The sequence below is a fragment of the Actinopolymorpha pittospori genome, from assembly GCF_014873875.1.
In the GTDB taxonomy this organism is placed as follows: domain Bacteria; phylum Actinomycetota; class Actinomycetes; order Propionibacteriales; family Actinopolymorphaceae; genus Actinopolymorpha; species Actinopolymorpha pittospori.
This window is the reverse complement of record NZ_JADBEM010000001.1, coordinates 3,699,231-3,719,970: the sequence shown is the minus strand read 5'-3', so window position 1 is coordinate 3,719,970 and position 20,740 is coordinate 3,699,231. Positions and strand designations below refer to the sequence as shown.

The window sequence follows — 20,740 nt, the reverse complement described above, 5'->3', positions numbered from 1 at the left end:
GGCGGGGCGCACGACGCTCGTGACACGCACGGCGTGGGCGCGGGGCCGGTCGTCAGCGGACTTCCGGGTGGAACGCACGGGCGCTCCACGCGACGGAGGAATCCGCGCGGATCAGCTGTCCATCAGTGACAATCACCCCTACGTAGCCGGACTCGACAACACTACCGGCTCGGCGCAACCGAATTGTGTCGCCGGTCCACGTCCGGACGCGGCGCGAGCCAGGGCGCGAGAACGACCAGCGCCAGGCCGAGCGCCAGCACCGGAAGAGCCCACCACAGCAGGTCGCGCGGCGCCAGCAGGTATCCCGCCACCAGACCGCCGAGTGCCACCAGCGCTCCCGCGTCGCGCATCCGCGCGCGGGCCGGTCCGACGTCGAACCCACGCGGTGAGTCCGACTCGCGGGCGCCGCGCGGGCGCCGCCGAACCACCACCAGTACGCCGAGCGCGGCCACGAGCAGGAGGGCCGTGACGAGGTGGACGGCGCCGGCGGGCAGCCCGGCGCCCGCGCCCGGTGCGGCGAGGTTGCGCCGCAGCGTCGGTCGCACACCGGGCAGCGTCGCGTCACTCGGCTCCGCCACCACCGTCGCCGGAAGTTCGGCGTACGCCGTGACGCCGCTCCTCCCCGGCAGGTCCCTCGCGGTGTAGGACACGGTGGCGCCACTGGTCGTGGCCTGGCAGGGCGCCGCGTCGGAACTGACCGTGCAGGACGCGCGCCCTGTCCGGCCGGGCGTGGTGAGGGACAGTCGCACCTGATCGATCGGCTCGTCCCGGGCGAAGACGGCGTTCCACCACAGGGTGGGCCGGCCCTCCGGCAGGGTGACCATCCCGCGCAGCACGTACGTCAGCTCGTAGGTGTGCCGCCCGGCCGGGGTCCGACCACCGGATCCGATCCACGCGGAGTACCACCAGCTCTGGTGGCCCAGGAACGGCCGCGTCGACCGCCCGTCCATGCGCACGGCCAGATCCTCGACCGAGACGACCTGCGCCGTGAGGCTGTCGGCGTCGCCACTCGTCAACCGGATCGGCACGCCCCAGTAGAGCGGGTCGGGTCGGGCGGCGACGAAGGAGTAGGTGAAGCGTTCTCGGACCGCCATCGAACCGTCGGTCCGCATCCGCGCCTCGATGTCGTACGACGTGATCCGGTCGCCCGGAGCGGCGGCCCATGCCGGCCGGGCCACGCCGACCGCCAGACCGAGCGCCAGGCCGAGCGCGGCCACCACAGCGACCGGCACCACAACGACCGGCACCACAACGACCGGCACGAGCGCGACCGAGGTACGCCGGAAACGGGCCATGGTCATGACCGCAGCCTCCCATGGTCGCGGGGTGCGTCTCACCGCCGAGCGGCCCGACGCACGTCAGCCCGGGCGCTCGACCTGGTCGTCCGGGCCGTGCACGACCCGGCCGCCCACGATGGTGTGGCTCGGGAGGAGGTCGCGGAGTTCGTCGACCGGGCAGCGCGCCGGGTCGAGCGGCCACACGGTCAGGTCGGCGAGCCGGCCGGTGGTCAGGCTGCCGCGCTGGTCTGATTCCCCGAGCAACCGGACGGCGCGCGTGGTGTGCAGGGCGATCGCCTCGTCGACGCCGATGGCGTGTTCGGGACCGAGCACGCCCGCCACGGTCTGCCGGGTGACCATGCCCCAGACCGAGCGCATGGCGCCGTACTGGCCGACCGGAAAGTCCGATCCGGCGGTGACCAGAGCGCCTTCGTCCACCCACTCCCGGGCGGGGAACAGGGCGGCGACACGCTCCGGGCCCCAGTGGTCGAGGGCCACCTCGGCGGTGTCGTGGAGCAGCGGCTGCTGCAGGGTCACCGGGACGCCCAGCGCCACCGCTCGCGCGCGCTGCCGCGCGTCCGCGAGACCACCGTGCTCCATCACCAGCGATCCCGCCGGCAGGTCGGGGTTGCGGCGGAGCACCTGCTCGTAGACGTCCAGCAGGACCCGCACCGCCCGGTCGCCGAAGGCGTGCGTGCCGACCCGGAAGCCGCGCCGGACCACGGCCTCGGCGGCCTCCACCAGCACGTCCGGCTCCCACAGCAACGTGCCGTGGTAGTCGGTCCGGCCGCGGTAGGGCGCCTCGGTCGCGCCGGCCTCCAGGCCCCCGTCGAGGAGGAACTTCACCCCGCAGACCCGCAGCCACGGGTCGTCGACGCCGCGCCACTCCTCGATCGCGTCCAGCACCTCTCGGACGTCGGCGACGCCGGCCGCCCCCGCGGCCGACACGAGGACCCGCACCCGGACGCCCAGCGCGTCAGCGTCCCGGGCGGCCCGCAGCGCCCGCAGGTCGTCGAGGGTGCTCAGGCAGTCCCGAGCGGTACCGATACCGGTCGCGGCGTACTGGTGGGACGCGAGCCGCAACCCCTCGACCCGGCTCGCCAGGTCCGGCGCGGGAAGCAGCGTTTCGACCAGCCCCTGGGCGTTGTCGACCAGCCGACCGGTCAGGCGCCCGTGGTCGTCGCGTTCGATGATGCCGCCCGCGGGCGCGACGGTGTGCTCGTCGATGCCGGCGAGCGCCAGCGCACGGGAGTTCACCACGTCGTTGTGGCCGCCCCGCTTGAGCAGGATCGGATGCCGGTCGCTCGCCCGGTCGAGTTCGGCGGCGGTCGGCAGCCGGCGTTCGGTCAGGTCGCGTTCCTGCCAGTTGGCGGTGGTACGGATCCACTCCCCTTCCGGGGTGGTGGCGGCTCGCCGGCGGATCAGCTCGAGGAGTTCGGGGATGTCGCGGGCCAGGTGCACGGGTACGTCCCGGACACTGTTCCCGGCGAAGATCAGGTGGGTGTGGGTGTCGTCGAACGCCGGCAGGACGGCCGCCTCGGGCTGGTCGACAATCGTCGTACGCCTGCCGATCCGGTCGTCCAGGCCGTGCGGGTCGGCCGAGAGCGCGACGATCCGGTCGCCGCGGACCGCGAGTGCGCGCGGCGGTGGTTCTCCCGGCACCAGCGTGTGGACGACCCCCGCACGCACGAGCAGGTCGGCGCCCCCGTCTACCACCCGTACCTCCGGCAGGTCAGGTCGGCACGCTCCGACCGAGCGCGAGGTCCAGCACTGTCGCCCAGGTCAGGTACATCAGCCACAGGCCGGTCAGGATGCGGACGGCGCCGAGCGCGCGTTCGAACAGCGAGGCGCCCCACAGCCCCAGGCTCGCGAAGAAGTCGGTCACGTAGATGAGGGTCAGGCCGATGAACAGGATCCCGACGGCCCAGTCCCCCGCCGAGAAGAAGACGACGATGCCGAGGACCGAGATGATCGCGAACGGGACCGCCATCAGCCCGTTGGGTCGCGGGTCGGAGCCGAGGTAACGCGCCCGGCCGATCACGAACCAGTGCACGCCGTACGCCGTGAACGCGAGCGCCGCCATGTAGAGCGTCCGCTGCATGCTGAAGAGACCGAACCAGGACAGCGCGACGAAGAGCAGCACCCCGGTGAGGGCCTGCATGAAGCCCGGCATCCAGATGCCCCACAGACCGGTCGTCCGGTCGACCTCTGGTGACCGGCGCGGAAACCCGAGCAGTTCCTGCGGGCCGTAGATGAGGTAGCCGACGCCGAGCCCGAAGAAGCCGATCGCGAGCGGAGGAAACATCGTCTGCACAGGAGGGGGAGGCGCGGACGTGGCCGCCAGCACGAGCAACTCGCCGGGCATGATGCTCAGCACCTCCGTCGTCGTGGGCTCGCGGTGACTCCGGAACGGGTTGGTGCTCTTCTACCCACCTGGTGCCCGATCAGACGCCCTCGTGCCCGGCCGGCCGTCAGAGGTCGCTCACGGGCGTGGGCCGGTCGGGACGAAGTCGTAGACCGTCACGTCTCGTACCGGGCGATAACCGACCGCCGCGTAGATCTTGTTCGAGGTCGGGTTGGCGAGGTCGGTGAAGAGCGAACAGGCGCGGGCACCAGCGTCAAGCGCGGCTTGACTGACCGCGGCGACCAGCGCGCTCGCGTACCCGTTCCCACGTCGCCCCCGAGGGGTGTAGACGGGTGCGATCCGGACGATTCCGCCGTGCCGGCGGGTGGCGCCCACATAGGACGCCGGGCCGTCGTCCTCCCAGAGCCAGGCTCGTCCCTCCGAGACCCGCAGGTCGACTCTGACGCCGTACCGGGCACGCTCCTTCTCGGCCGCCGCCTCGGTGGTCTCGCCGGACGTCGGGTGGGCCGTGGGGGACACCGCCGCGTCGACCTCGAAGCCCCCGGTCCACTCGATCAACAGGTCGCGGTCGGCGGGGCGCGCCGGGCGCCAGTGGCCGGGCACCGGTCTCGGCGGGGTCACGGCGTCGAGCCGGTGGATGCGTTCGCGCAGGCGAGGGTGGGCCACGGCGCCGGTTCGGCGTTCCCACTCCTTCGCGAAGAGGGCCGCGCCCGGGTCCACGCCCGTCACGCCGGACGCGTCGGGGCAACTGTCGAGGAGTGCCCGCGTGGCGGCCTCGACAGCGTGCGTCGGCATCGCGGAGAGCCAGATGGCCTGCGGCGGCGTCCGCATGGCCGCCCCGACCACCGCGCCCGAGTCAGCCCGGACCGCGAGGTAGGTCGCCGGGGCGGGGTCGGTGACGGCGCCGGACCTGCGCAGGTCGACGTTCGTGATCAGCACGCCGTGCAGGACGGGGTCGGCGAAGAGGAACTCCCGAGCGAGCGACCAGAACGCTTCCGGGTCATCGGTGATCTCGGTCCGCATGCGCCGAGCATGGCGTCGGCGTCGGGCGGGTTCAACGGGTTTGCGCACTGGCGACTCACGCGCCGGGCTCACCCGCGGCGGCTCAGCACTCCCCCGTCGACCGCCATGCCCGCCACGGCCTCCCGCAGCCGCTCGTGCAGGTCCCGGGTTCCCGACCGGTCGATCGGGACCTCCACGATCCGCAGGCCGCGGGACCGCGACAGGGCGCCACGCAACTCCTGCCGGGTGCCCGCGAGCGCGTACGGCGTCCGGGTGGCGGCGGCCAGCGCGCGAAGGTCGACGCCGTGTGGAGTGCCGAAGATCCGTTCGAAGGCGTCGGCGTAGGCCGGCGCCCCCTGCTCCAGGGTGGTGAAGATGCCGCCACCGTCGTCGTTGATCACCACGATGGTGAGGTCCGGCCGGGCTTCGTAGGGGCCCCGGACGAGCGCGTTCGCGTCGTGTAGGAAGGTGAGGTCGCCCACCAGCGCGTACGCCGGGCCGGTCCGATGCACCAGCGCCGCCCCGATCGCGGTCGAGAGGGTCCCGTCGATGCCGGCGAGGCCGCGGTTGCTGAGCACCCGGCGATGGTCGCGTGGGTCGATCCGGCCGGCATCGTCGACCAGCCGGTTGCTCCACGGAACGCCGGCCAGGTCGAGGTCGCGGATCGGGTTGGAGGAGCCCGCGACCAGCAGGCCACCGCTGGGCACGGCGGCCGCGACCTCGCGGGCGACGTGCAGCCCGGTGAACGCGGGTTCGCCGGCGAGGACGTCGTGGATGGCGGAGCGGGCGGAGCGGTCCGCGGCCAGCCAGGCCGCTAGCCACTCGTCGGGCTCGCGCCGGCCCATGCCGTCGACCGTGCCTTCGAGCGCGGCGGTGGCGGTGACGCGGTAGGCCCGGTGTCCGGGGTCGGGCCAGGACGGTCGCCGGGACACCACGATGACCTCGACGTCGGGGCGGGCGAGCAGGCGGGTGATGGGGCGGGAGAGCGTGGGCCAGCCGTGGACGAGGACCCGCTCGATCCCCTCCGTCAGCTCGGGATGGGTGTCGAGCAGCAGCCGGTAGGCGCCCAGGGCGTTCGGACCCGACCGCGCGTTGCTCGACGGCTCGGCGAACAACGGCCAACCGGCCGTCTCGGCCAGCCATCGGGCCTGCGCGTCGGCGCCGTCACCCGCGACCACGATCGTGCGAGGCCCCTCCTCCAGCCAGGCGATGTGGTCGGTGGCGAGGCGCTCGATCCGGGTCCATCTGCTGTTGCCCGGACGTCCCGCGAGGGACTCGGGCCAGTCGCCGGGAGCGACGTCGGCCGGGTCGACCGGATCGGTGGGCTCGGGCACCAGCGGGTCGCGGAAGGCCAGGTTGAGGTGCACCGGGCCGGGGTTGCGGTCGCGGAACCCGCGGGCGATCGCGGTCGCGCGTCCGACCAGCTCCCGCCAGTAGGCGTTCTGTCCGCGCCGGCGTTCGGGGACGCCGACCTCGTGGAACATCCGGACCGCGTCGCCGTACAGCTTCACCTGGTCGGTGGTCTGGCTCGCGCCCACACCACGTAGCTCCGGCGGCCGGTCGGCGGTGAGGACGAGTAGAGGGACGCCGGCGTGATGGGCTTCCAGGATGGCCGGGTGCAGGTTGGCGGCGGCGGTGCCCGACGTGCACACCACGGGGACGGGCCGGCGGCTCGCCTTGGCGAGTCCGAGCGCGAGGAACCCCGCGGTCCGTTCGTCGATCCGCACGTGCAGCCGGATCCGGCCCTGACCGTCGGAGGCGTGCAGGGCGAAGGCCAGCGCGGCGTTGCGTGAGCCCGGTGCGAGGACCGCCTCTCGGACGCCGTTGCGCCACAGCTCGTCGACCAGCACCCGGGCGAGTGCGGTGGAGGGGTTCACGTCAGCTCTTCCACGAGGGCGAGGCGTTCCATCCACCGGGCGCGGGTCGCTTCGTCGGCGGCGAACGTCGACAGCCGGTCCGGATCGGGTTCGGGCCGGATGACCGGCAGGGCGCCGTCGACGGGCAGCAACGGCTCGGCCACCACGTCACCGGTGAGCATCTGCACGGTCGCGAGCCCGCAGGCGTAGGGGAGTTCGGGCAGTGCGGCGGCGAGCGCCACGCCCGCGGCGATGCCGACCGAGGTCTCGAGGGCGCTCGAGACGACGACCGGCAACCCGATCTGTTCGGCGATGCGCAGGGCGGCCCGGACCCCGCCGAGTGGTTGCACCTTCAGGACCGCGATGTCGGCGGCGTGCAGCCGGACCACGCGGTAGGGGTCGGCGGCCCGCCGGATGGACTCGTCGGCCGCGATGGGCACGTCGACCTTCCGGCGTACCTCGGCCAACTCCTCGACGGTGGCACAGGGCTGCTCGACGTACTCGAGGCCACCGGCGGCCTTGTCCAGCAGCTTGATCATCCGGACGGCGGTGTCGACGTCCCACAGGCCGTTGGCGTCGACCCGGACCCGGCCGCTCGGGCCGAGCGCCTCCCGCACCGCCTCGACGCGGGCGAGGTCGTCGGAGTCGGGCTGACCGGGTTCGGCGACCTTGACCTTCGCGGTCCGACAGCCCGCGCTCCGGGTCACCACGGCCATGGCCTGCTCCGGCCCGACGGCGGGAACCGTGCAGTTGACCGGGATCCGATCGCGGAGCGCCTCCGGCCAGACGTCGTAGGCCGCCTCGCGGGCCGCGCGGAGCCAGGGGACGCAGGCGGGTGGGTCGTAGTCGGCGAACGGGCTGAACTCCGCCCAGCCGGCGGGTCCGCGGACGAGAACACCCTCGCGGACGGTGATCCCACGGAACCTGGTGCGCATCGCTATCGCGAAGACGTGGGTGTTGCCGCCCTCGCGGATGATCATGGACGCACCCTCCGTGTCTGCCTCGCCAGGCTACTCCGGCAAATCCGTGACAGATTGTCACTGGAACGGCCTCGTAGCCTAGTCCCGTGTCAACGAACCTCGATCGCCGACTGGTCACCATCGACGTCTCGCCCGTGCGGGACGCCGAGGTGATCGTCGCGGATCTTATTACCGCACTCGGCGATCGGTTCGCCGGCGACGGGCCCGCCCTGGCACCGGTGACCACCGGGCCAGAACGCGACCAAATCCGGACAATGCTCCGCACGGACGTCCCGTTGGAGCGTGACGACGTCGCGGTCGTGCTCCCGACGTCGGGATCGACCGGCGAACCCAAGGGCGCGATGCTCACCGGAACGGCCCTCCTGCACTCGGCCCGGGCCACGCTGGACCGGCTCGGCGGTGCCGGCCGCTGGGTGCTCGCCCTCCCACCGACGCGGGTCGCCGGACTCCAGGTCCTGGTGCGGTCGCTGGTCGCCGGAACGGCGCCGGTACCGGTGGCGGGATCGTTCACGGTGGACGCCTTCCGCGCGGCGACCGCCCGGCTCACGGACAGCTCGGACAGCGAGGGCGGCGGTGGCGGTGGCGGCGACGGACCGAACGGGGAGCTTCGCCGCTACACCGCGCTGGTGCCCACCCAGCTCGTCCGGCTGCTCGACGCGGGACCCGAGGCGGTGGCCGCGCTCGCGTCCTACGACGCGGTCCTGGTCGGTGGCGGGGCGAGTTCCACGGCGCTGTTGCGGCGGGCCCGGGCGGCCGGTGTCGCGGTGATGACGACGTACGGCATGACGGAGACCTGCGGCGGCTGCGTGTACGACGGCCGGGCCCTCGACGGCGTGTCGGTGCGGATCGACCGGGACGGCTCCCCCGGCCTCGACGAGGGAGACGGCGAAGGTTCCGGCGAGGGCACCATCGGCCTGGTCCGGATCGGCGGCGAGGTCGTCTTCGCGGGCTACCGGCTGCGCCCCGACCTCACCGCAGCGGGCCTGGTCGACAGGTGGCACGTCACCAGCGACCTCGGTCGGTTGCGCCCCGACGGGAGGCTGGAGATCCTCGGCCGGGCCGACGACGTGGTGGTGTCCGGCGGTGTCAACGTCCCCTTGCAGGCGGTCGAGCGAGCCGTCGCCTCCTGCCCTGGCGTCGCGGAGGCGGCCGCGGTGGGCGTCCCCGATACCGAGTGGGGTTCGCGGGTCGTGGCGTACGTCGTCCTGCGTCCTGGAGCGACCGCGCCGCCGCTCGCGCAGGTGCGCGACCAGGTCAGTGCCGACCACCCCCGCGCGTACGCGCCCCGGGAGGTCGTGGTGGTCGACGCGCTGCCGCTGCTGCCCTCCGGCAAGATCGATCGGCAGGCGTTGCGGTCCACCGCGGTCGACTCGGGGAGTTCTACGATCCTGCGATGACGGTGGGGGCCGACGACACGCGACTGATCGTCATCCGCGGCAACTCCGGCTCGGGGAAGAGTTCGGTGGCGCAGGCCATCCGGTCCGCCTACGGGCGCGGGATCGCCCTGGTCGGGCAGGACCTGCTCCGCCGTGTCGTCCTGCGCGACCGGGACGTGCCCGGCGCCGCCAACATCGGGCTGATCGAGCAGACCGCGCGCTACGCACTCGACCACGGCTTCCACGTGGTCGTCGAGGGGATGCTGTACGCCGACCGGTACGCCGACATGCTGGCCCGACTCGGTGGCGCCCACCGGGGCCGATCGTCCTACTACTACCTCGACGTGTCGCTGGCGGAGACGCTGCGGCGACACACCACGAGGCCGCAGGCCGCGGAGTTCGGACCGGACGCCATGCACGAGTGGTACCGATCGCGCGACCTGCTCGGCGTCGTGCCCGAGACGGTCATCGCGGAGTCGAGCACACTGGCCGACACGGTCGAGCGGATCCTGTCCGAAACAGCGCTCCTGGAGGCACGCCGGGAGGGCCACGAGGCGCCGGCGCACCGCTGAGGTCCGGCGCTCAACACACTCCCCCGGTCATCGACCGGGGGAGCCCTGGTCAGGGCCGGCCGGCCCGGTCCCACGCCTCGTGGCCCGCGCGGATCCGCTCCCACAGCGCGGTCAGCGCCGCCGGCTCCACGTCGAGCCGCAGCCCGAACTCCTCCCTCAGCAGCGCGGTCCACTCCGCCTCCTTCGTCACGTCCCGGCTGGTGCGACCGGTCGCGTCCGCCCGGGTGAGGACGCACCCCCGAAGCGTGAGGGCGTGGTCGGGGCGGCGTTGCTGCACGACCAACCGTTGGACGAACGAGGAGTGCGGCGCGGTCGACAGCTCGGCGTGGTTGGGCTCGAACGCCGAGAGCGGCACCGGCGTCACGTCGAGGTCGAAGCCGCCGATCGTGGCGCTTCGATCGTGGTGGAACCGCCAGCGCGAGCCACCCACCCGCTCCCACTCGTAGCGGAACGGCGGCTGCTCGACCACACGCACCAGCAGCGGCATCGGGTCGGCCATCCCGTCGCCCAGCCCGACGTCGGCGACCCAGACCTGCTCCGGGAGACGCACCAGCAGCACGAGGTGCGAGCCCCAGCCGCGTCCGTCCTCGCCGGCGGACGGTACGGCGGCCCGGACGAGGTCGACCTCGAAGCCCAGGGTCAGGAGGAGGCCGGCGAACGCGCCGTTGAGTGGAAGCATTGACATCCTCTCCGCCCTAAAGGGCGGAGATTCCCTCCACGCTACGGGTGGAACGCGTAGCGTCTGGGTGGGTTACCGCTTCGCCGCGCGGTGCCAGCACACGTGCTGGTCTTACCTGCGCTCCACGGTCGTTGAAGTCCGCCTGTCCAGCGGCCTTGATGTTCTTCGCGGCGTTGACGTCCTTGTCATGGGCCGCTCCGCAGGCACAGTCCCACGCCCGCACGTTCAACGCCATCTTGTTGTTGATCAGCCCGCAGGCCGAGCACATACGAGTAGATGGGAAGAAGCGGTCCACCCGGGCGAACCTCCGCCCGTACCGCGCCGCCTTGTACTCCAACATGGCGGTGAAACTGGCCCACCCGGCATCGTGCACCGATCTGGCGAGCCGGGTCCGGCCCAGACCAACGACACACAGGTCCTCGACGCAAACCGCTTGGTTCTCGCGGATGATCTGGGTCGAGAGCTTGTGGTGCCAGTCACGCCGGGTGTCGCCAACCCGGCCATGAGCACGAGCGAGTTTGGTCACGGCCTTCTTCTGGTTGGCCGAACCCTTCTGCTTACGGCACAGCCCCTGCTGCAACCGGCGCAGCTTACGGGCCGCGCGGCGCAGAAACTTCGGGGCGGCGACCTTCCGGCCATCTGAGAGCACCGCGAAGTGTGTCAACCCCAGATCGATCCCAACCTCGGAGTCGACCCGAGGCAGCGTCTCCTCCTGGCCGGTCGTGACGACGAACGACGCGAAGTACCTCCCGGCCGCGTCCGCGATGATCGTCACCGACGACGGCTCCGAGGGCAGGGCACGCGACCAGGCCACCTCGACGTCGCCGATCTTCGGCAACCTGAGTCGGCCGTTGGCCAGGACCTTGAACCGGGCGTTCTTGGTGAAACGGACGGCTTGGCGGTTGTCCTTACGCGAACGGAACCTCGGCGGGGCGACCCTGCGGCCCTCACGCTTGCCGGACGCCGAGTTGAAGAAGTTGCGGTAGGCGCTGTTCAGGTCCGCCAGTGCCTGCTGCAACACCACGGCCGAGACCTCCCCCAGCCACGCCCGTCGCGGGGTTCGCTTCGCCTCGGTGATCAGGCGGCGCGACAGTTCCCCGTCGCAGATGTACTTCTCCCCTGCCTCCCGGGCCCGCTGACGCAGGCGCAGCCCCTCGTTGAACACCACCCGCGCGCACCCGAACGCCTTGGCCAACCCGATCTGCTGGCCAGGTGTGGGGTAGACGCGGTAGTTGTACCGGAGCTGCACCACCCAATTGTCCGACACAAGGTGTTCGGTGACCGGCACCTGTCCCGCATGATCTGTCCCGGATGGAACAGATCATGCGGGACGTGTGCGCCGACTTCCAGGCCGAACTGGTCGAGTTCAACGGCGAGAACAACCACGTGCACCTGCGGGTCAACTACCCGCCCAAGATGGCAGTGGCGCGGCTGGTCAACAGCCTCAACGGCGTGTCCTCCCACCGCCTACGACAGGAGTTCCCCGACCTCCTACGCCACAACTACCAGGCCAACAAACCCTGGCCGGGTTCGTACTGCGGGCTCCATGGACGGGACACCGCTGAACGTCGTGACAGTACATCGAGCAACAAAACCGTCCCGCTTAGACGCCGCTGGCGCCGTGGCAGCCCTCCCAACGCGGACCTTCACCCCCACCCTGAAAGGCGGAGCATTACCAGCATTCCCGCAGCCGGCGTCGGCGAACTCCGCCGGGGCTGGCCATGATCCGCCGGGCCGACTCGGTGGGATCGATCGAGGTGGGACGGCCGAGCTGGATCTCGAGGTTCTCGTAGGGAACGCGTCCCACGTGCGCACGGTGCACCACAGCGAGAAGCTCTGCCGAGGGCGGGGACGACTCGACCGGAACGGCCGGCAGCCCGAGACGACGAAGGTAGCGGTCGCGCAGGTCAGGGTCGTACGGCGACAGACTCACTCGCGCGAGGTTGCCAGGCCCCACCGACAGCCGACCAGCCCACGTGGACGGCGGCCGCGGCGACGGAGCGCCAGCGCAGGCCGGCGCGCCGGTAGAGGCGGATCGCGGGCTCGTTCGCTCCGTTGACCATCAGGCCGACCCGGCCGTGTTCGGCGACGAGGGTGTCGACGACCAGGCCCAACACCGCGGCGGCGTAGCCGCGTCCCCTGGCGACGGCCCGGGCCGTCACACCCGCGACGTAGCCCACCTCCGGCGCCGACCAGGCATCCGCGGCCACCGCGGCGAGTACACCGTCGTCCGCGGGCATGCCGGCCCACCGGCGGACGCCGACCAGGCCGGGCCGTGCGTAGGACCCCGGGTACGCCTCGGCCAGCAACTCCGCGACCAGGGCCGCCCGGTCCGCCGGAAGCCAACGCGCCGGGCCCGCGGCGAGGCCCGGCGCGGCGGGTACCGGGTTCGACGTCTCCATCCAGCCGAACGTGCCGACGACCTCAAGCCCGGGCAGCCGCTCCGCGACCTCCCGCACCAACTCGGCGGAGCCGATCGGCCGGTACGTCGTACCCACCTCGGCGAGCACCTCACCCACCAGCGCACCCACGTCGGCGGCCGGGCCGTGGATCGCCAACCGGTCCCGGCAGGAGAGGTACGGCGAGGCCACCGCGACGGCGTCTGCTCGTCGCCACGCACGAACTCCCGGAGCGAAACCCTGCGCGGCCCACATGAGGAGGGCGTCGTCGGCACAGCTGGCGCGAAGTTCGTCCGTCGTACGGATCTCCCGAGACGAGTGCATGACAATACCTTAAACCGCAATTTCATACAGAAATGCGACGGGTGAGACAACAGTGGGCAGCGAAGTCCCGACCCACCCGTCACCTGATGCGGCGGCGCTTGAAAGACTTCGCCATCGTGGCAACTCCCGCACAGTGGTTGGAAGGCGCTCGCCTGCGCACCTGGTCGGCCTCGATCACCCCGGTCCTGGTCGGTTCCGGGGCCGCCGCGGCCGTCGACGCCTTCGTCTGGTGGAAGGCCGCGCTCGCGCTCGTCGTGTCCGTGGCGCTCCAGGTCGGCTCCAACTACGCCAACGACTATTCCGACGGCATCCGCGGCACCGACGACCATCGGGTCGGCCCGCAGCGACTCGTCGGCTCCGGCGCGGCGAAGCCGGCGGCGGTGAAGGCCGCGGCGTTCGCGTGCTTCGCCCTCGCGGCGGTCTGCGGGCTCGTACTCGCCCTCACCACCGCGTGGTGGCTGATCCTGATCGGGGCGGCCGCCGTCGCCGCGGCGTGGTTCTACACCGGCGGCGCGCGCCCCTACGGCTACAACGCCCTCGGCGAGATCAGCGTCTTCATCTTCTTCGGGCTGGTCGCCGTGATCGGGACCACCTTCGTCCAGGCCGACACGGTGACCTGGCCGGCTGTCGCCGGAGCGCTCGGCATCGGCGCGCAGACCTGCGCCCTGCTCGTCGCGAACAACCTCCGCGACATCCCGACCGACCGGGTGAGCGGCAAGCGCACCCTCGCCGTCGTGATGGGCGACCGGATGACGCGGACGCTGTACGTCGTCCTGCAGGCCGTGGCGTACGTCATGGTGCTGCTACTCGCGGTCACCACGACACCGTGGACACTGCTCGCCCTGCTCGCGGTTCCGCTGGCACTGCGCCCGGTGGCGACGATCCTGCGGGGCACGACCGGACGCGCCCTCATCCCGGTGCTGCGCGACACGGGCGTGGCCGAGCTCGCCTACGCGGTCCTGCTCACCGTGGGCCTCATCCTCACCTGACGAAAGTCGCGCCCCGCGATCATGGCCTCGACCCGTGATCATCGCCTCGACGGGACGCGCGACGCGGGCCCCCCGCTCACTGCCGTTCGGTCGGGTCCGACGTCTTCGAGGAGGTCCCCATGTCGTCCTCGGTCGCCTCGTCGGCATGGGAGACGTGCCGGCGCTCCTGCAGCCTGCGGACGTACTCCGGGTTGATCTGTTCTTCGTCGATCTCGCGCGGGTCCTCGCCAGGCGTGGCACCTTCCTTGGTCCACCGGTTCTTACCCTGCGGGTCACGGCGCGGTTCGTCGGTCATACCTTTCCCGCTACCCTCGGCAGCCCTTCGGTAATCCGGCGCGACGGGGCCGCTCGCGACCCGCCGGATCTGGCCACGGGGCCGGTTCGGGCGCCGGCTGGCCGGCGCTACCCGTCCCGTCCCCGCACCCACCATAGGCACGAGCCCACGGGCACGCCCGGGCCGAAGGTCTGAGCGCCGCGAAGGCCGGCGCGGACGCCAGCGGGAAGATCAGAGCTCGAGACCGCCGTACGCCATGAACGCCTCGAGCCGCCGCGTGTAGGGCGCGAGGTCCAGCCCCTGTGCCGCGACCCACGCGTCGTCGTAGTAGGTGTGGGCGTACCGGTCGCCGCCGTCGCAGATCAGCGTCACCACGCTGCCGCGCTCACCGCCCGCCCGCATCCGCGCGACGAGCGTCAGCGCTCCCCACAGGTTGGTGCCCGTGGATCCACCGGCCCGCTGGCCCGTCACCGTGACGAGGTAGCGCATCGCCGCCAGTGACGCGGCGTCCGGCACCCGCAACATGGTGTCGACCACCGCCGGCACGAACGACGGTTCGACCCGGGGCCGCCCGATGCCCTCGATCCGTGAGCCCACGGCGCTCACCCCGACGTCGCCGCGTGACCACCCTTCGTAGAACGCCGAGCCGTCCGGGTCGACGACGCACAGTTCGGTCTCGTGCCGCCGGTACCGCACGTACCGCCCGATCGTGGCGCTGGTGCCGCCGGTGCCCGCGCCCACCACGATCCAGCGGGGCACCGGGTGCGGTTCGGCGGCCAACTGGTCGAAGATGCTCTCGGCGATGTTGTTGTTGCCCCGCCAGTCGGTCGCGCGTTCGGCGTAGGTGAACTGGTCCATGAAGTGGCCACCGGTCTCCTGGGCCAGCCGGTTCGACTCGGCGTAGATGCCGCGAGGGTCGTCGATGAGATGACATCGCCCGCCGTAGAACTCGATCAGCGCGATCTTCTCCGGGCTGGTGTACGCCGGCATCACCGCGATGAACGGCAGGCCGAGCAGCCGCGCGAAGTACGCCTCGCTCACGGCGGTGGAGCCGCTGGAGGCCTCGATGACCGGCGTGCCCTCGCTCAGCCAGCCGCTGGCGAGGGAATACAGGAACAACGACCGGGCCAACCGGTGCTTGAGGCTGCCGGTCGGGTGGACCGACTCGTCCTTGAGGTAGAGCTCGATCCCCCACTCCTGCGGAAGCGGGAAGACGTGCAGGTGGGTGTCGGCGCTCCGGTTGGCGTCCGCCTCCACCCGGCGGATCGCCTCGGCCACCCAGGAACGCTGGGGTGGTCGTCGTGACACAGGTACGGCGGCTGGCATGGCTGCAGGCTAACCGGACCGGAGGCGCACCCCCGCGCGGCTCCTGGGCTGGAACCTCAGCTTCGGCCCACGGTGCCGAGAAGCTCGGCCAGCAGACCGGCGCCGAACTCGCGGACGTCCGCCCGTCCCTCCGACAGCGCGCTGACGGCGGCGCCGTCGAGGACCGCGAGAACGACGTCGCTTCGGACCCGGCCGGCCCAGCCGGTGCGGATCAGCAGGTCGTCGATCACCTGGACGAACGCGGGCCGCATCTCCCGCAGGACCGTCGCGACGGCCGGGTGGCGGGCCGCGGCGAGCAACTGCTCGTACTCCGAGAGGACCGCCCGCCGGTCGCCCGGCAACACCGCGCGGGCGATCCGGCGGCCGGCCTCCGCGGGGTCGTAGGTCCCCTCCCGGACGGCGTCCGCGGCGCGGGCCATCCGGCGGACCCAGCGCTGTGCCAGCGCACTGGCCGCGGCCGCCCGCAGGTCGTCGAGGGAGGCGAAGTAGTAGGTCGTTGAGCCGAGCGGGACGCCGGCGATCCGGGCCACCGCCCGGTGACTCACCGCGTCGAAGCCCTCGGACTCCAGGAGATCGGCCGCGGCGGCGACCAGGGCGTCCCGTCGCTGCTGGCCGCGCTCCTGCCGCGGTACCCGCTCCGATGGCGAGCCCGACGCTCCGGCGCTCAGTGCCCCGCCCCCGCCAGGTTGAGGCCGATCACCCCGGCGACGATGAGGACCAGCGACACGATCTTCAGGACCGAGACGCCGTCGTGCAGGAACACCATTCCGATCACCGCTGTGAGCGACGCGCCGATCCCGGTCCACACCGCGTACGCCGGACCCACGTCGATCTGCTTCATCGCCCAGGCGAGCCCGGCCAGGCTCAGGATCGCCATCACGGCGAACGTCAGCGAGGGGATCAACCGGCTGAACCCGTCGGAGAGCTTCAGGGAGATCGCCCAACCCGCCTCGAGGAATCCGGATGCGATCAACACCAACCAGGCCATCTGCCACCTCACCAGAATGTGTACGGCCGTACAGCTAATTCTGTACGAGCGTACACGTTCAGCACCGAGGAGGCATCAGCTCGGGGTACCTGTGGAAACGGCGCGGAGTCGCGCGGGCGGGAGCGGGGGGCCTACGACCTGCGGTCGGGCGCCTGGTCGACCTGGTCGATCTGCTCGGCCTGGTCGATCTCCTCGACCTGGCTGACCTGCTCGGCCTGGCCACCACGAGCCACCGGGTCGACGTCCTCCTTGCGGGACGCCGCGTCGAGCCGGTGGCGCATCGCCTGCACACCGCTCGTCATCGCCATGCCGGCGTCGGCTCCGCGCTTACGCAGCAGCAACCAGGACAGACCGGACGTCAGGAGCAACGCGGGCAGCGCGACGAGCCAGGACGGCGACACCTGGGCGCCGAAGAGCACGAAGAGCACTCCGAAGCACGCCAGGAAGATGACGAGCCGGAGCAGGCTGTAAACGAGAAATGACCGCACGACCAAGGCAGCGTACGTCAGCTCGCCAGCAGCGAGGCCAGCAGGGCCGGGTCGATGTTGCCGCCGGACACCACCGCGACGACCGGTCCGTGGTCCAGCTCGCCGGCGTGGGCGAGGTAGGCGGCGACCGCGACCGCACCGCCGGGCTCGGCCACCAGACGTGACCGGGTGGCCAGCACCCGGACCGCCTCGGCGATCTCGTCCTCGGTGACGGTGAGCACGCCGTCGACGCGTTCCCTGATGTGCGCCCAGGTGAGTTCACCGACACAGACCCGAAGGGCGTCGGCCATGGTGCGGTAGGTCTGCTCGACCGGCCAGACGCGCCGCTCGCCGAGCCGGAAGCTCTCCGCGGTGTCGCCGGCCAACTCCGGCTCGCAGCCGAGCACCCGCACGTTCGGGCGCAGTGCCTTGACGGCGGTGGCGACGCCGGACAGCAGTCCACCACCGGAGACCGGCACCAGGACCGTGGCGACGTCGGGCAGGTCGGCGAGGAGCTCCAGGCCGATCGTTCCCTGGCCGGCGATGATGTCGGGGTGGTCGAACGGCGGGACGTAGGCGTACCCGTGCTCGGCGACGAGTTCGGCGACCCGCGACTCCCGCTCCGCGGGCGGCACCAGGACCACCTCGCCGCCCAGGGCACGGGTGGCGTCGAGCTTGACCTCGGGTGCCTGCTCCGGCATCACGATGGTCGCCTTCAGGCCGTACTCGCGGGCCGCCAACGCGACCGCCTGGGCGTGGTTGCCGGAGGAGTGGGTGACGACACCGCGCGCCCGCGCCACCTCGTCCAGGGCGCCGATGGCGTTGAGCGCACCGCGGATCTTGAAGGCGCCGATGACCTGCAGGTTCTCCGGCTTGAGCCAGAGCGGGTGGGCCTCGTCGCCCCACGCCGCCGGTACGAGCGGCGTCCGCAGCACGCGGTCGGCGATCCGGGTCGCCGCCGCACGTACGTCGTCCAGGGTCACCAACGCGCTTTCCTCAGCCATGCCGCAGACGCTACCGGTCCCGCGACACCTGACCGGACACCCCGCGCCCGGTCACGTCGCGTCGACCCCTGATCCGGTTCTGTGAGCGGTCGCCGGCACCGGTGTCGGTAGGGGTCAGGACTCGACCGAAGTCGCGCCGACCTCGCCTGCCAGCCCGTCGAGTGGCAGCCGCCCCTCCCACTTGGTGGACAGGACCAGGGTGGTGCGGGTGCGACTGATGCCGTCGACGCGCAGCAGCCGGCCGAGCAACTCCTCCAGCGCGTCCACGTCGCGGACCCGGACCTTCACGACGTAGGACTCCTCCCCCGCGACGAACCAACAGTCCTCGATCTCGGGTACGTCCTGGAGCCGCTCGACGACGGCCGTCTGGTCGGCGTTGTCGGAGAGCAGCAACCCGATCAGGGAGGTGACGGTGAGGCCGACCGCGCCCGGTCGGACGAGCGCGCGGTAGCCGGTGAGGACACCGCGCTCCTCGAGCCGGCGGACCCGCTCCTGGACGCTCGGCCCGGACAGCCCGACCAGCCGGCCGAGCTCGGCGTAGGACGCCCGGGCGTTCTCGCGCAGCGCGGTGACGAGTCGCGCGTCCAACTCATCCATCAGGGTTTCCTCCGCAGAAGTCGATAATTGGTCGTTAATTCGTTGGAGCTCGGCTGCCGTTCGCCTTAGAATCGATGACGTCTTACTGGATACACCATCGATCTAAGGGGCACGAGCACCACGATGTTCATCGGTTCGCCGGAGTTCCCCACACTCCGTCAGCTTCCGCACCTCGGCACCACCTCGCTCATCACTTCACCTCGCATCCCTACACCGTCGCAGGGTTCGGCCACGCTCGACCTCGACGGATCCCGCGCCCGCCGGGTCAGCCACCGGGTCCGCAGGTTCGTCCTCAGGCACCGCTGAGGCCCGCGACCACCTGTCCGGCTGAGCCCGCGCGTGGCTCGCCGGCACCCGCCTGCCCCGCTGGGCCCGGCTCCGCGCCGATCCTGGACGGCTCCCGATCTCGTTCGGGCGCCGTCCGGGGCGTCGGAGTCGGGCCCGTTCCATGCTCGGACGGCTACGCTTGCCCGAAACCCTGTCGTAGTCGCTAGGAGGGGTTCCGGTGCTTCGAGTCTTGCCCATCCTGGTCGCCCTGGTTCTCCTCGTCTTCTCCCTGGTCGACCTGGCCCAGAGCCCCCGCGACCGCGTGCGGGTCCTACCGCGCTGGACGTGGGCGCTGGTCATCGTGTTCATCCCGATCGCCGGGGCACTCACCTGGTTGGCCCTCGGACGTCCCACCGACGAGGGGACCGTCATGCCCGTCGCACCCGACGTCGCGCCGCGCCAGCTCGCACCCGACGACGACCCGGAGTTCCTCGCCAGACTGCGGCAGGAGAACCAGCGGGCGGAGGACGACCGCCTGCGCGAGTGGCAGGCCGACCTCGAACGCCGTGAGCGCGAGCTCGGCCCTGACGACAGTGACGGCCCGACCGGCACGAGCAAGCCCTGACCGCCGGCCGGCCAAAACCCGGGTGACTCCGCTGTTGGCGTCACCTACGCTGCGCCGATGGCGCCCGATCCCGAGAACGTCCTCGCCGCCGAAGACACCACTCTTCCGCTCCCGGCGGGTGTGGCGGCACAGGCGGCGCGCCTCTTGCGCGAACACACCAACGCCGACGTCCGGGTGACCGGTTACGAGCCGATCCGACCGGACGGGCACGCCCACGTGGCCCGGCTGATGCTCACGGGCGCGCCGTTCACGTCAGCCATCCTCAAGCTGGCCCACCGTGGCGAGAACGGCGAGTTCGATCCGACGGGCACCGACCTGTGGAGCCCCGCGGCACGCCTGTGGAACGAGTGGGCGGGCCTCGCGTTCCTCTCCTCGACCACCCTGTCCACCCCGACCCCACCGTCCACCGTGACACCGTCCACCCTGACACCGCCGACCCCTCGCCTGCTCGGCGGCGACGCCGACCTCGGCTTCCTGCTGCTGGAGGATCTCGGCCCCGACCGCAGCCTCGCCCACGTCCTGCTCGGCGGATCGCCGGAGCAGGCACGTGCCGCGCTGGAGGGCTACGTCGACGTGCTCGCCCGGATCCACCTCGCGACGTTCGACCGGACACCGGACTACGACCGGCTGCGCGGCGCGTTCGGTCCGCCGAGCACGATGTCCACGCTCGCCGAGCAGACGAAGGGCCAGCTCTTTCCGGCCCTTGCCGCCCTGGACGAGTCCCTCACCCTCGACGCCGACCTCGCGGCCGCCATCGGGTGGATCGACGAGCTGCTCGCGGACCCTGCCTGGCAGGCCTACAGCCCGCAGGATTGCTGCCCCGACAACAACCAGGTGGACGCCGAGGGCGCCGTCCGGCTGTTCGACCTGGAGTTCGGCAACTACCGCCACGCCCTGCTGGACCTGGCCTACGTGCGGACCGTGATGCCGACCTGCTGGTGCGTACGCCGCCTCCCGGACGGCCTGGCCGACACACTCGTCGAGCGCTACCGGCGCCACCTCGCCGCGGCTGGGCAGCAGGCGACGGGCCGCGACCCGGACGGGCCCGACTTCGTGACCGCACTGGACGCGAGTCAGGCGTTCTGGGCGCTGTGGACGCTCGCGTGGCACCTGCCGGCGGCCCTGGAGCCGGACGGCGCCGAGCGGCCGCGCTTCGAGGAGTGGAACTTCGACCTCGGCTCCCGACGCGAGATCGTCGGCCAGCGGCTGACCGAGTTGGGCGAGGCGGCCGTTCGCCAACCGCGGCTCGCACCCCTGGTCGGCTTCGCGGAACGCGTCCGCACGGCCGTCCGTCAGGCCTGGCCGGGGATCGAACCGCTGCCGATCTACCCGGCGTTCCACTGACCCGTCGGTGGCCGCGCGGGAGTCATGCG

The 20,740-nt window shown here is 71.9% G+C and carries 23 protein-coding genes; 7 read left to right on the top strand and 16 right to left on the bottom strand.

The window, feature by feature from the left end; translation table 11 throughout:
* Positions 1-161: 161 nt before the first annotated feature.
* The 6 genes from HEB94_RS17650 to HEB94_RS17625 form a co-directional block, all read right to left on the bottom strand.
* Positions 162-1,301 (bottom strand): DUF2207 domain-containing protein, encoded by a 1,140-nt coding sequence (locus HEB94_RS17650; RefSeq protein WP_192750907.1) that lies wholly within the window; start codon positions 1,299-1,301, stop codon positions 162-164.
* 57 nt (positions 1,302-1,358) lie between these two features.
* Entirely contained in the window at positions 1,359-2,993 is a 1,635-nt protein-coding gene (locus HEB94_RS17645; protein ID WP_192750906.1) for an amidohydrolase family protein, read from the bottom strand.
* Positions 2,994-3,009: 16 nt separating this feature from the next.
* Positions 3,010-3,642, bottom strand: coding sequence for a hypothetical protein (locus HEB94_RS17640; protein WP_202896398.1), 633 nt, complete (start codon positions 3,640-3,642; stop codon positions 3,010-3,012).
* Positions 3,643-3,759: 117 nt separating this feature from the next.
* Positions 3,760-4,665, bottom strand: coding sequence for a GNAT family N-acetyltransferase (locus HEB94_RS17635; RefSeq protein ID WP_192750905.1), 906 nt, complete (start codon positions 4,663-4,665; stop codon positions 3,760-3,762).
* 68 nt (positions 4,666-4,733) lie between these two features.
* Entirely contained in the window at positions 4,734-6,521 is a 1,788-nt protein-coding gene (gene menD / locus HEB94_RS17630; protein WP_192750904.1) for a 2-succinyl-5-enolpyruvyl-6-hydroxy-3-cyclohexene-1-carboxylic-acid synthase, read from the bottom strand.
* Positions 6,518-7,480 (bottom strand): o-succinylbenzoate synthase, encoded by a 963-nt coding sequence (locus tag HEB94_RS17625; protein WP_192750903.1) that lies wholly within the window; start codon positions 7,478-7,480, stop codon positions 6,518-6,520. The genes menD and HEB94_RS17625 overlap by 4 nt, the downstream gene beginning before the upstream one ends.
* A gap of 86 nt (positions 7,481-7,566) precedes the next feature.
* Between HEB94_RS17625 and HEB94_RS17620 the strand changes: the two genes are divergently transcribed.
* Both HEB94_RS17620 and HEB94_RS17615 read left to right on the top strand, forming a co-directional pair.
* Complete coding sequence (locus tag HEB94_RS17620; RefSeq protein ID WP_337917761.1) at positions 7,567-8,877, top strand: AMP-binding protein; 1,311 nt, start codon at positions 7,567-7,569, stop codon at positions 8,875-8,877.
* Positions 8,874-9,428: a kinase gene (locus tag HEB94_RS17615; protein ID WP_192750902.1), complete on the top strand. Its 555-nt coding sequence runs from the start codon at positions 8,874-8,876 to the stop codon at positions 9,426-9,428. The genes HEB94_RS17620 and HEB94_RS17615 overlap by 4 nt, the downstream gene beginning before the upstream one ends.
* 49 nt (positions 9,429-9,477) lie before the next feature.
* Here HEB94_RS17615 and HEB94_RS17610 read toward each other — a convergent pair whose 3' ends face one another.
* Both HEB94_RS17610 and HEB94_RS17605 read right to left on the bottom strand, forming a co-directional pair.
* Positions 9,478-10,113: an arylamine N-acetyltransferase family protein gene (locus tag HEB94_RS17610; protein ID WP_192750901.1), complete on the bottom strand. Its 636-nt coding sequence runs from the start codon at positions 10,111-10,113 to the stop codon at positions 9,478-9,480.
* 10 nt (positions 10,114-10,123) lie between these two features.
* Positions 10,124-11,356 carry an RNA-guided endonuclease InsQ/TnpB family protein gene (locus HEB94_RS17605; protein ID WP_192750900.1) on the bottom strand — a complete coding sequence of 411 codons (1,233 nt, stop codon included), beginning with the start codon at positions 11,354-11,356 and terminating at the stop codon, positions 10,124-10,126.
* 62 nt (positions 11,357-11,418) lie between these two features.
* Between HEB94_RS17605 and tnpA the strand changes: the two genes are divergently transcribed.
* Complete coding sequence (gene tnpA, locus HEB94_RS52490; protein WP_202896397.1) at positions 11,419-11,832, top strand: IS200/IS605 family transposase; 414 nt, start codon at positions 11,419-11,421, stop codon at positions 11,830-11,832.
* A gap of 182 nt (positions 11,833-12,014) precedes the next feature.
* Here the strand turns inward: tnpA and HEB94_RS17590 are convergent, their stop codons facing one another.
* Positions 12,015-12,830: a GNAT family N-acetyltransferase gene (locus tag HEB94_RS17590; RefSeq protein ID WP_238361556.1), complete on the bottom strand. Its 816-nt coding sequence runs from the start codon at positions 12,828-12,830 to the stop codon at positions 12,015-12,017.
* 116 nt (positions 12,831-12,946) lie between these two features.
* Between HEB94_RS17590 and HEB94_RS17585 the strand changes: the two genes are divergently transcribed.
* The gene (locus tag HEB94_RS17585) at positions 12,947-13,819 is read left to right on the top strand and encodes a 1,4-dihydroxy-2-naphthoate polyprenyltransferase (protein ID WP_192750898.1); all 873 of its coding nucleotides are present in this window, start codon (positions 12,947-12,949) and stop codon (positions 13,817-13,819) included.
* Positions 13,820-13,895: 76 nt separating this feature from the next.
* Here the strand turns inward: HEB94_RS17585 and HEB94_RS17580 are convergent, their stop codons facing one another.
* The 7 genes from HEB94_RS17580 to HEB94_RS17550 all read right to left on the bottom strand — a co-directional run bounded on the left by HEB94_RS17580 (position 13,896) and on the right by HEB94_RS17550 (position 18,475).
* Entirely contained in the window at positions 13,896-14,114 is a 219-nt protein-coding gene (locus HEB94_RS17580) for a hypothetical protein (RefSeq protein WP_192750897.1), read from the bottom strand.
* A gap of 210 nt (positions 14,115-14,324) precedes the next feature.
* A complete protein-coding gene (gene cds1, locus HEB94_RS17575) occupies positions 14,325-15,371 on the bottom strand; it encodes an L-cysteine desulfhydrase Cds1 (RefSeq protein WP_425550405.1) in 1,047 nt (348 codons plus the stop codon).
* A gap of 104 nt (positions 15,372-15,475) precedes the next feature.
* Positions 15,476-16,012: a TetR/AcrR family transcriptional regulator gene (locus HEB94_RS17570; RefSeq protein ID WP_273378000.1), complete on the bottom strand. Its 537-nt coding sequence runs from the start codon at positions 16,010-16,012 to the stop codon at positions 15,476-15,478.
* Between the two features lie 71 nt (positions 16,013-16,083).
* On the bottom strand, positions 16,084-16,407 hold the full coding sequence (locus HEB94_RS17565; protein WP_192750895.1) for a DMT family transporter: 324 nt from the start codon (positions 16,405-16,407) through the stop codon (positions 16,084-16,086).
* A 131-nt stretch (positions 16,408-16,538) separates the two neighbouring features.
* Positions 16,539-16,895, bottom strand: a complete 357-nt coding sequence (locus HEB94_RS17560) for a DUF4229 domain-containing protein (RefSeq protein ID WP_192750894.1) — start codon at positions 16,893-16,895, stop codon at positions 16,539-16,541.
* Positions 16,896-16,912: 17 nt separating this feature from the next.
* Entirely contained in the window at positions 16,913-17,878 is a 966-nt protein-coding gene (locus HEB94_RS17555; protein WP_192750893.1) for a threonine ammonia-lyase, read from the bottom strand.
* 114 nt (positions 17,879-17,992) lie between these two features.
* Entirely contained in the window at positions 17,993-18,475 is a 483-nt protein-coding gene (locus HEB94_RS17550; RefSeq protein WP_192750892.1) for an Lrp/AsnC family transcriptional regulator, read from the bottom strand.
* Between the two features lie 123 nt (positions 18,476-18,598).
* Here HEB94_RS17550 and HEB94_RS17545 point away from each other — a divergent pair, with 123 nt between their 5' ends.
* The 3 genes from HEB94_RS17545 (at position 18,599) to HEB94_RS17535 (ending at position 20,711) form a co-directional block, all read left to right on the top strand.
* Positions 18,599-18,781: a hypothetical protein gene (locus HEB94_RS17545; protein ID WP_192750891.1), complete on the top strand. Its 183-nt coding sequence runs from the start codon at positions 18,599-18,601 to the stop codon at positions 18,779-18,781.
* 199 nt (positions 18,782-18,980) lie between these two features.
* Entirely contained in the window at positions 18,981-19,367 is a 387-nt protein-coding gene (locus tag HEB94_RS17540; protein WP_192750890.1) for a PLDc N-terminal domain-containing protein, read from the top strand.
* Between the two features lie 57 nt (positions 19,368-19,424).
* The gene (locus HEB94_RS17535) at positions 19,425-20,711 is read left to right on the top strand and encodes a phosphotransferase family protein (protein WP_192750889.1); all 1,287 of its coding nucleotides are present in this window, start codon (positions 19,425-19,427) and stop codon (positions 20,709-20,711) included.
* The last annotated feature ends 29 nt before the right edge of the window (positions 20,712-20,740 follow it).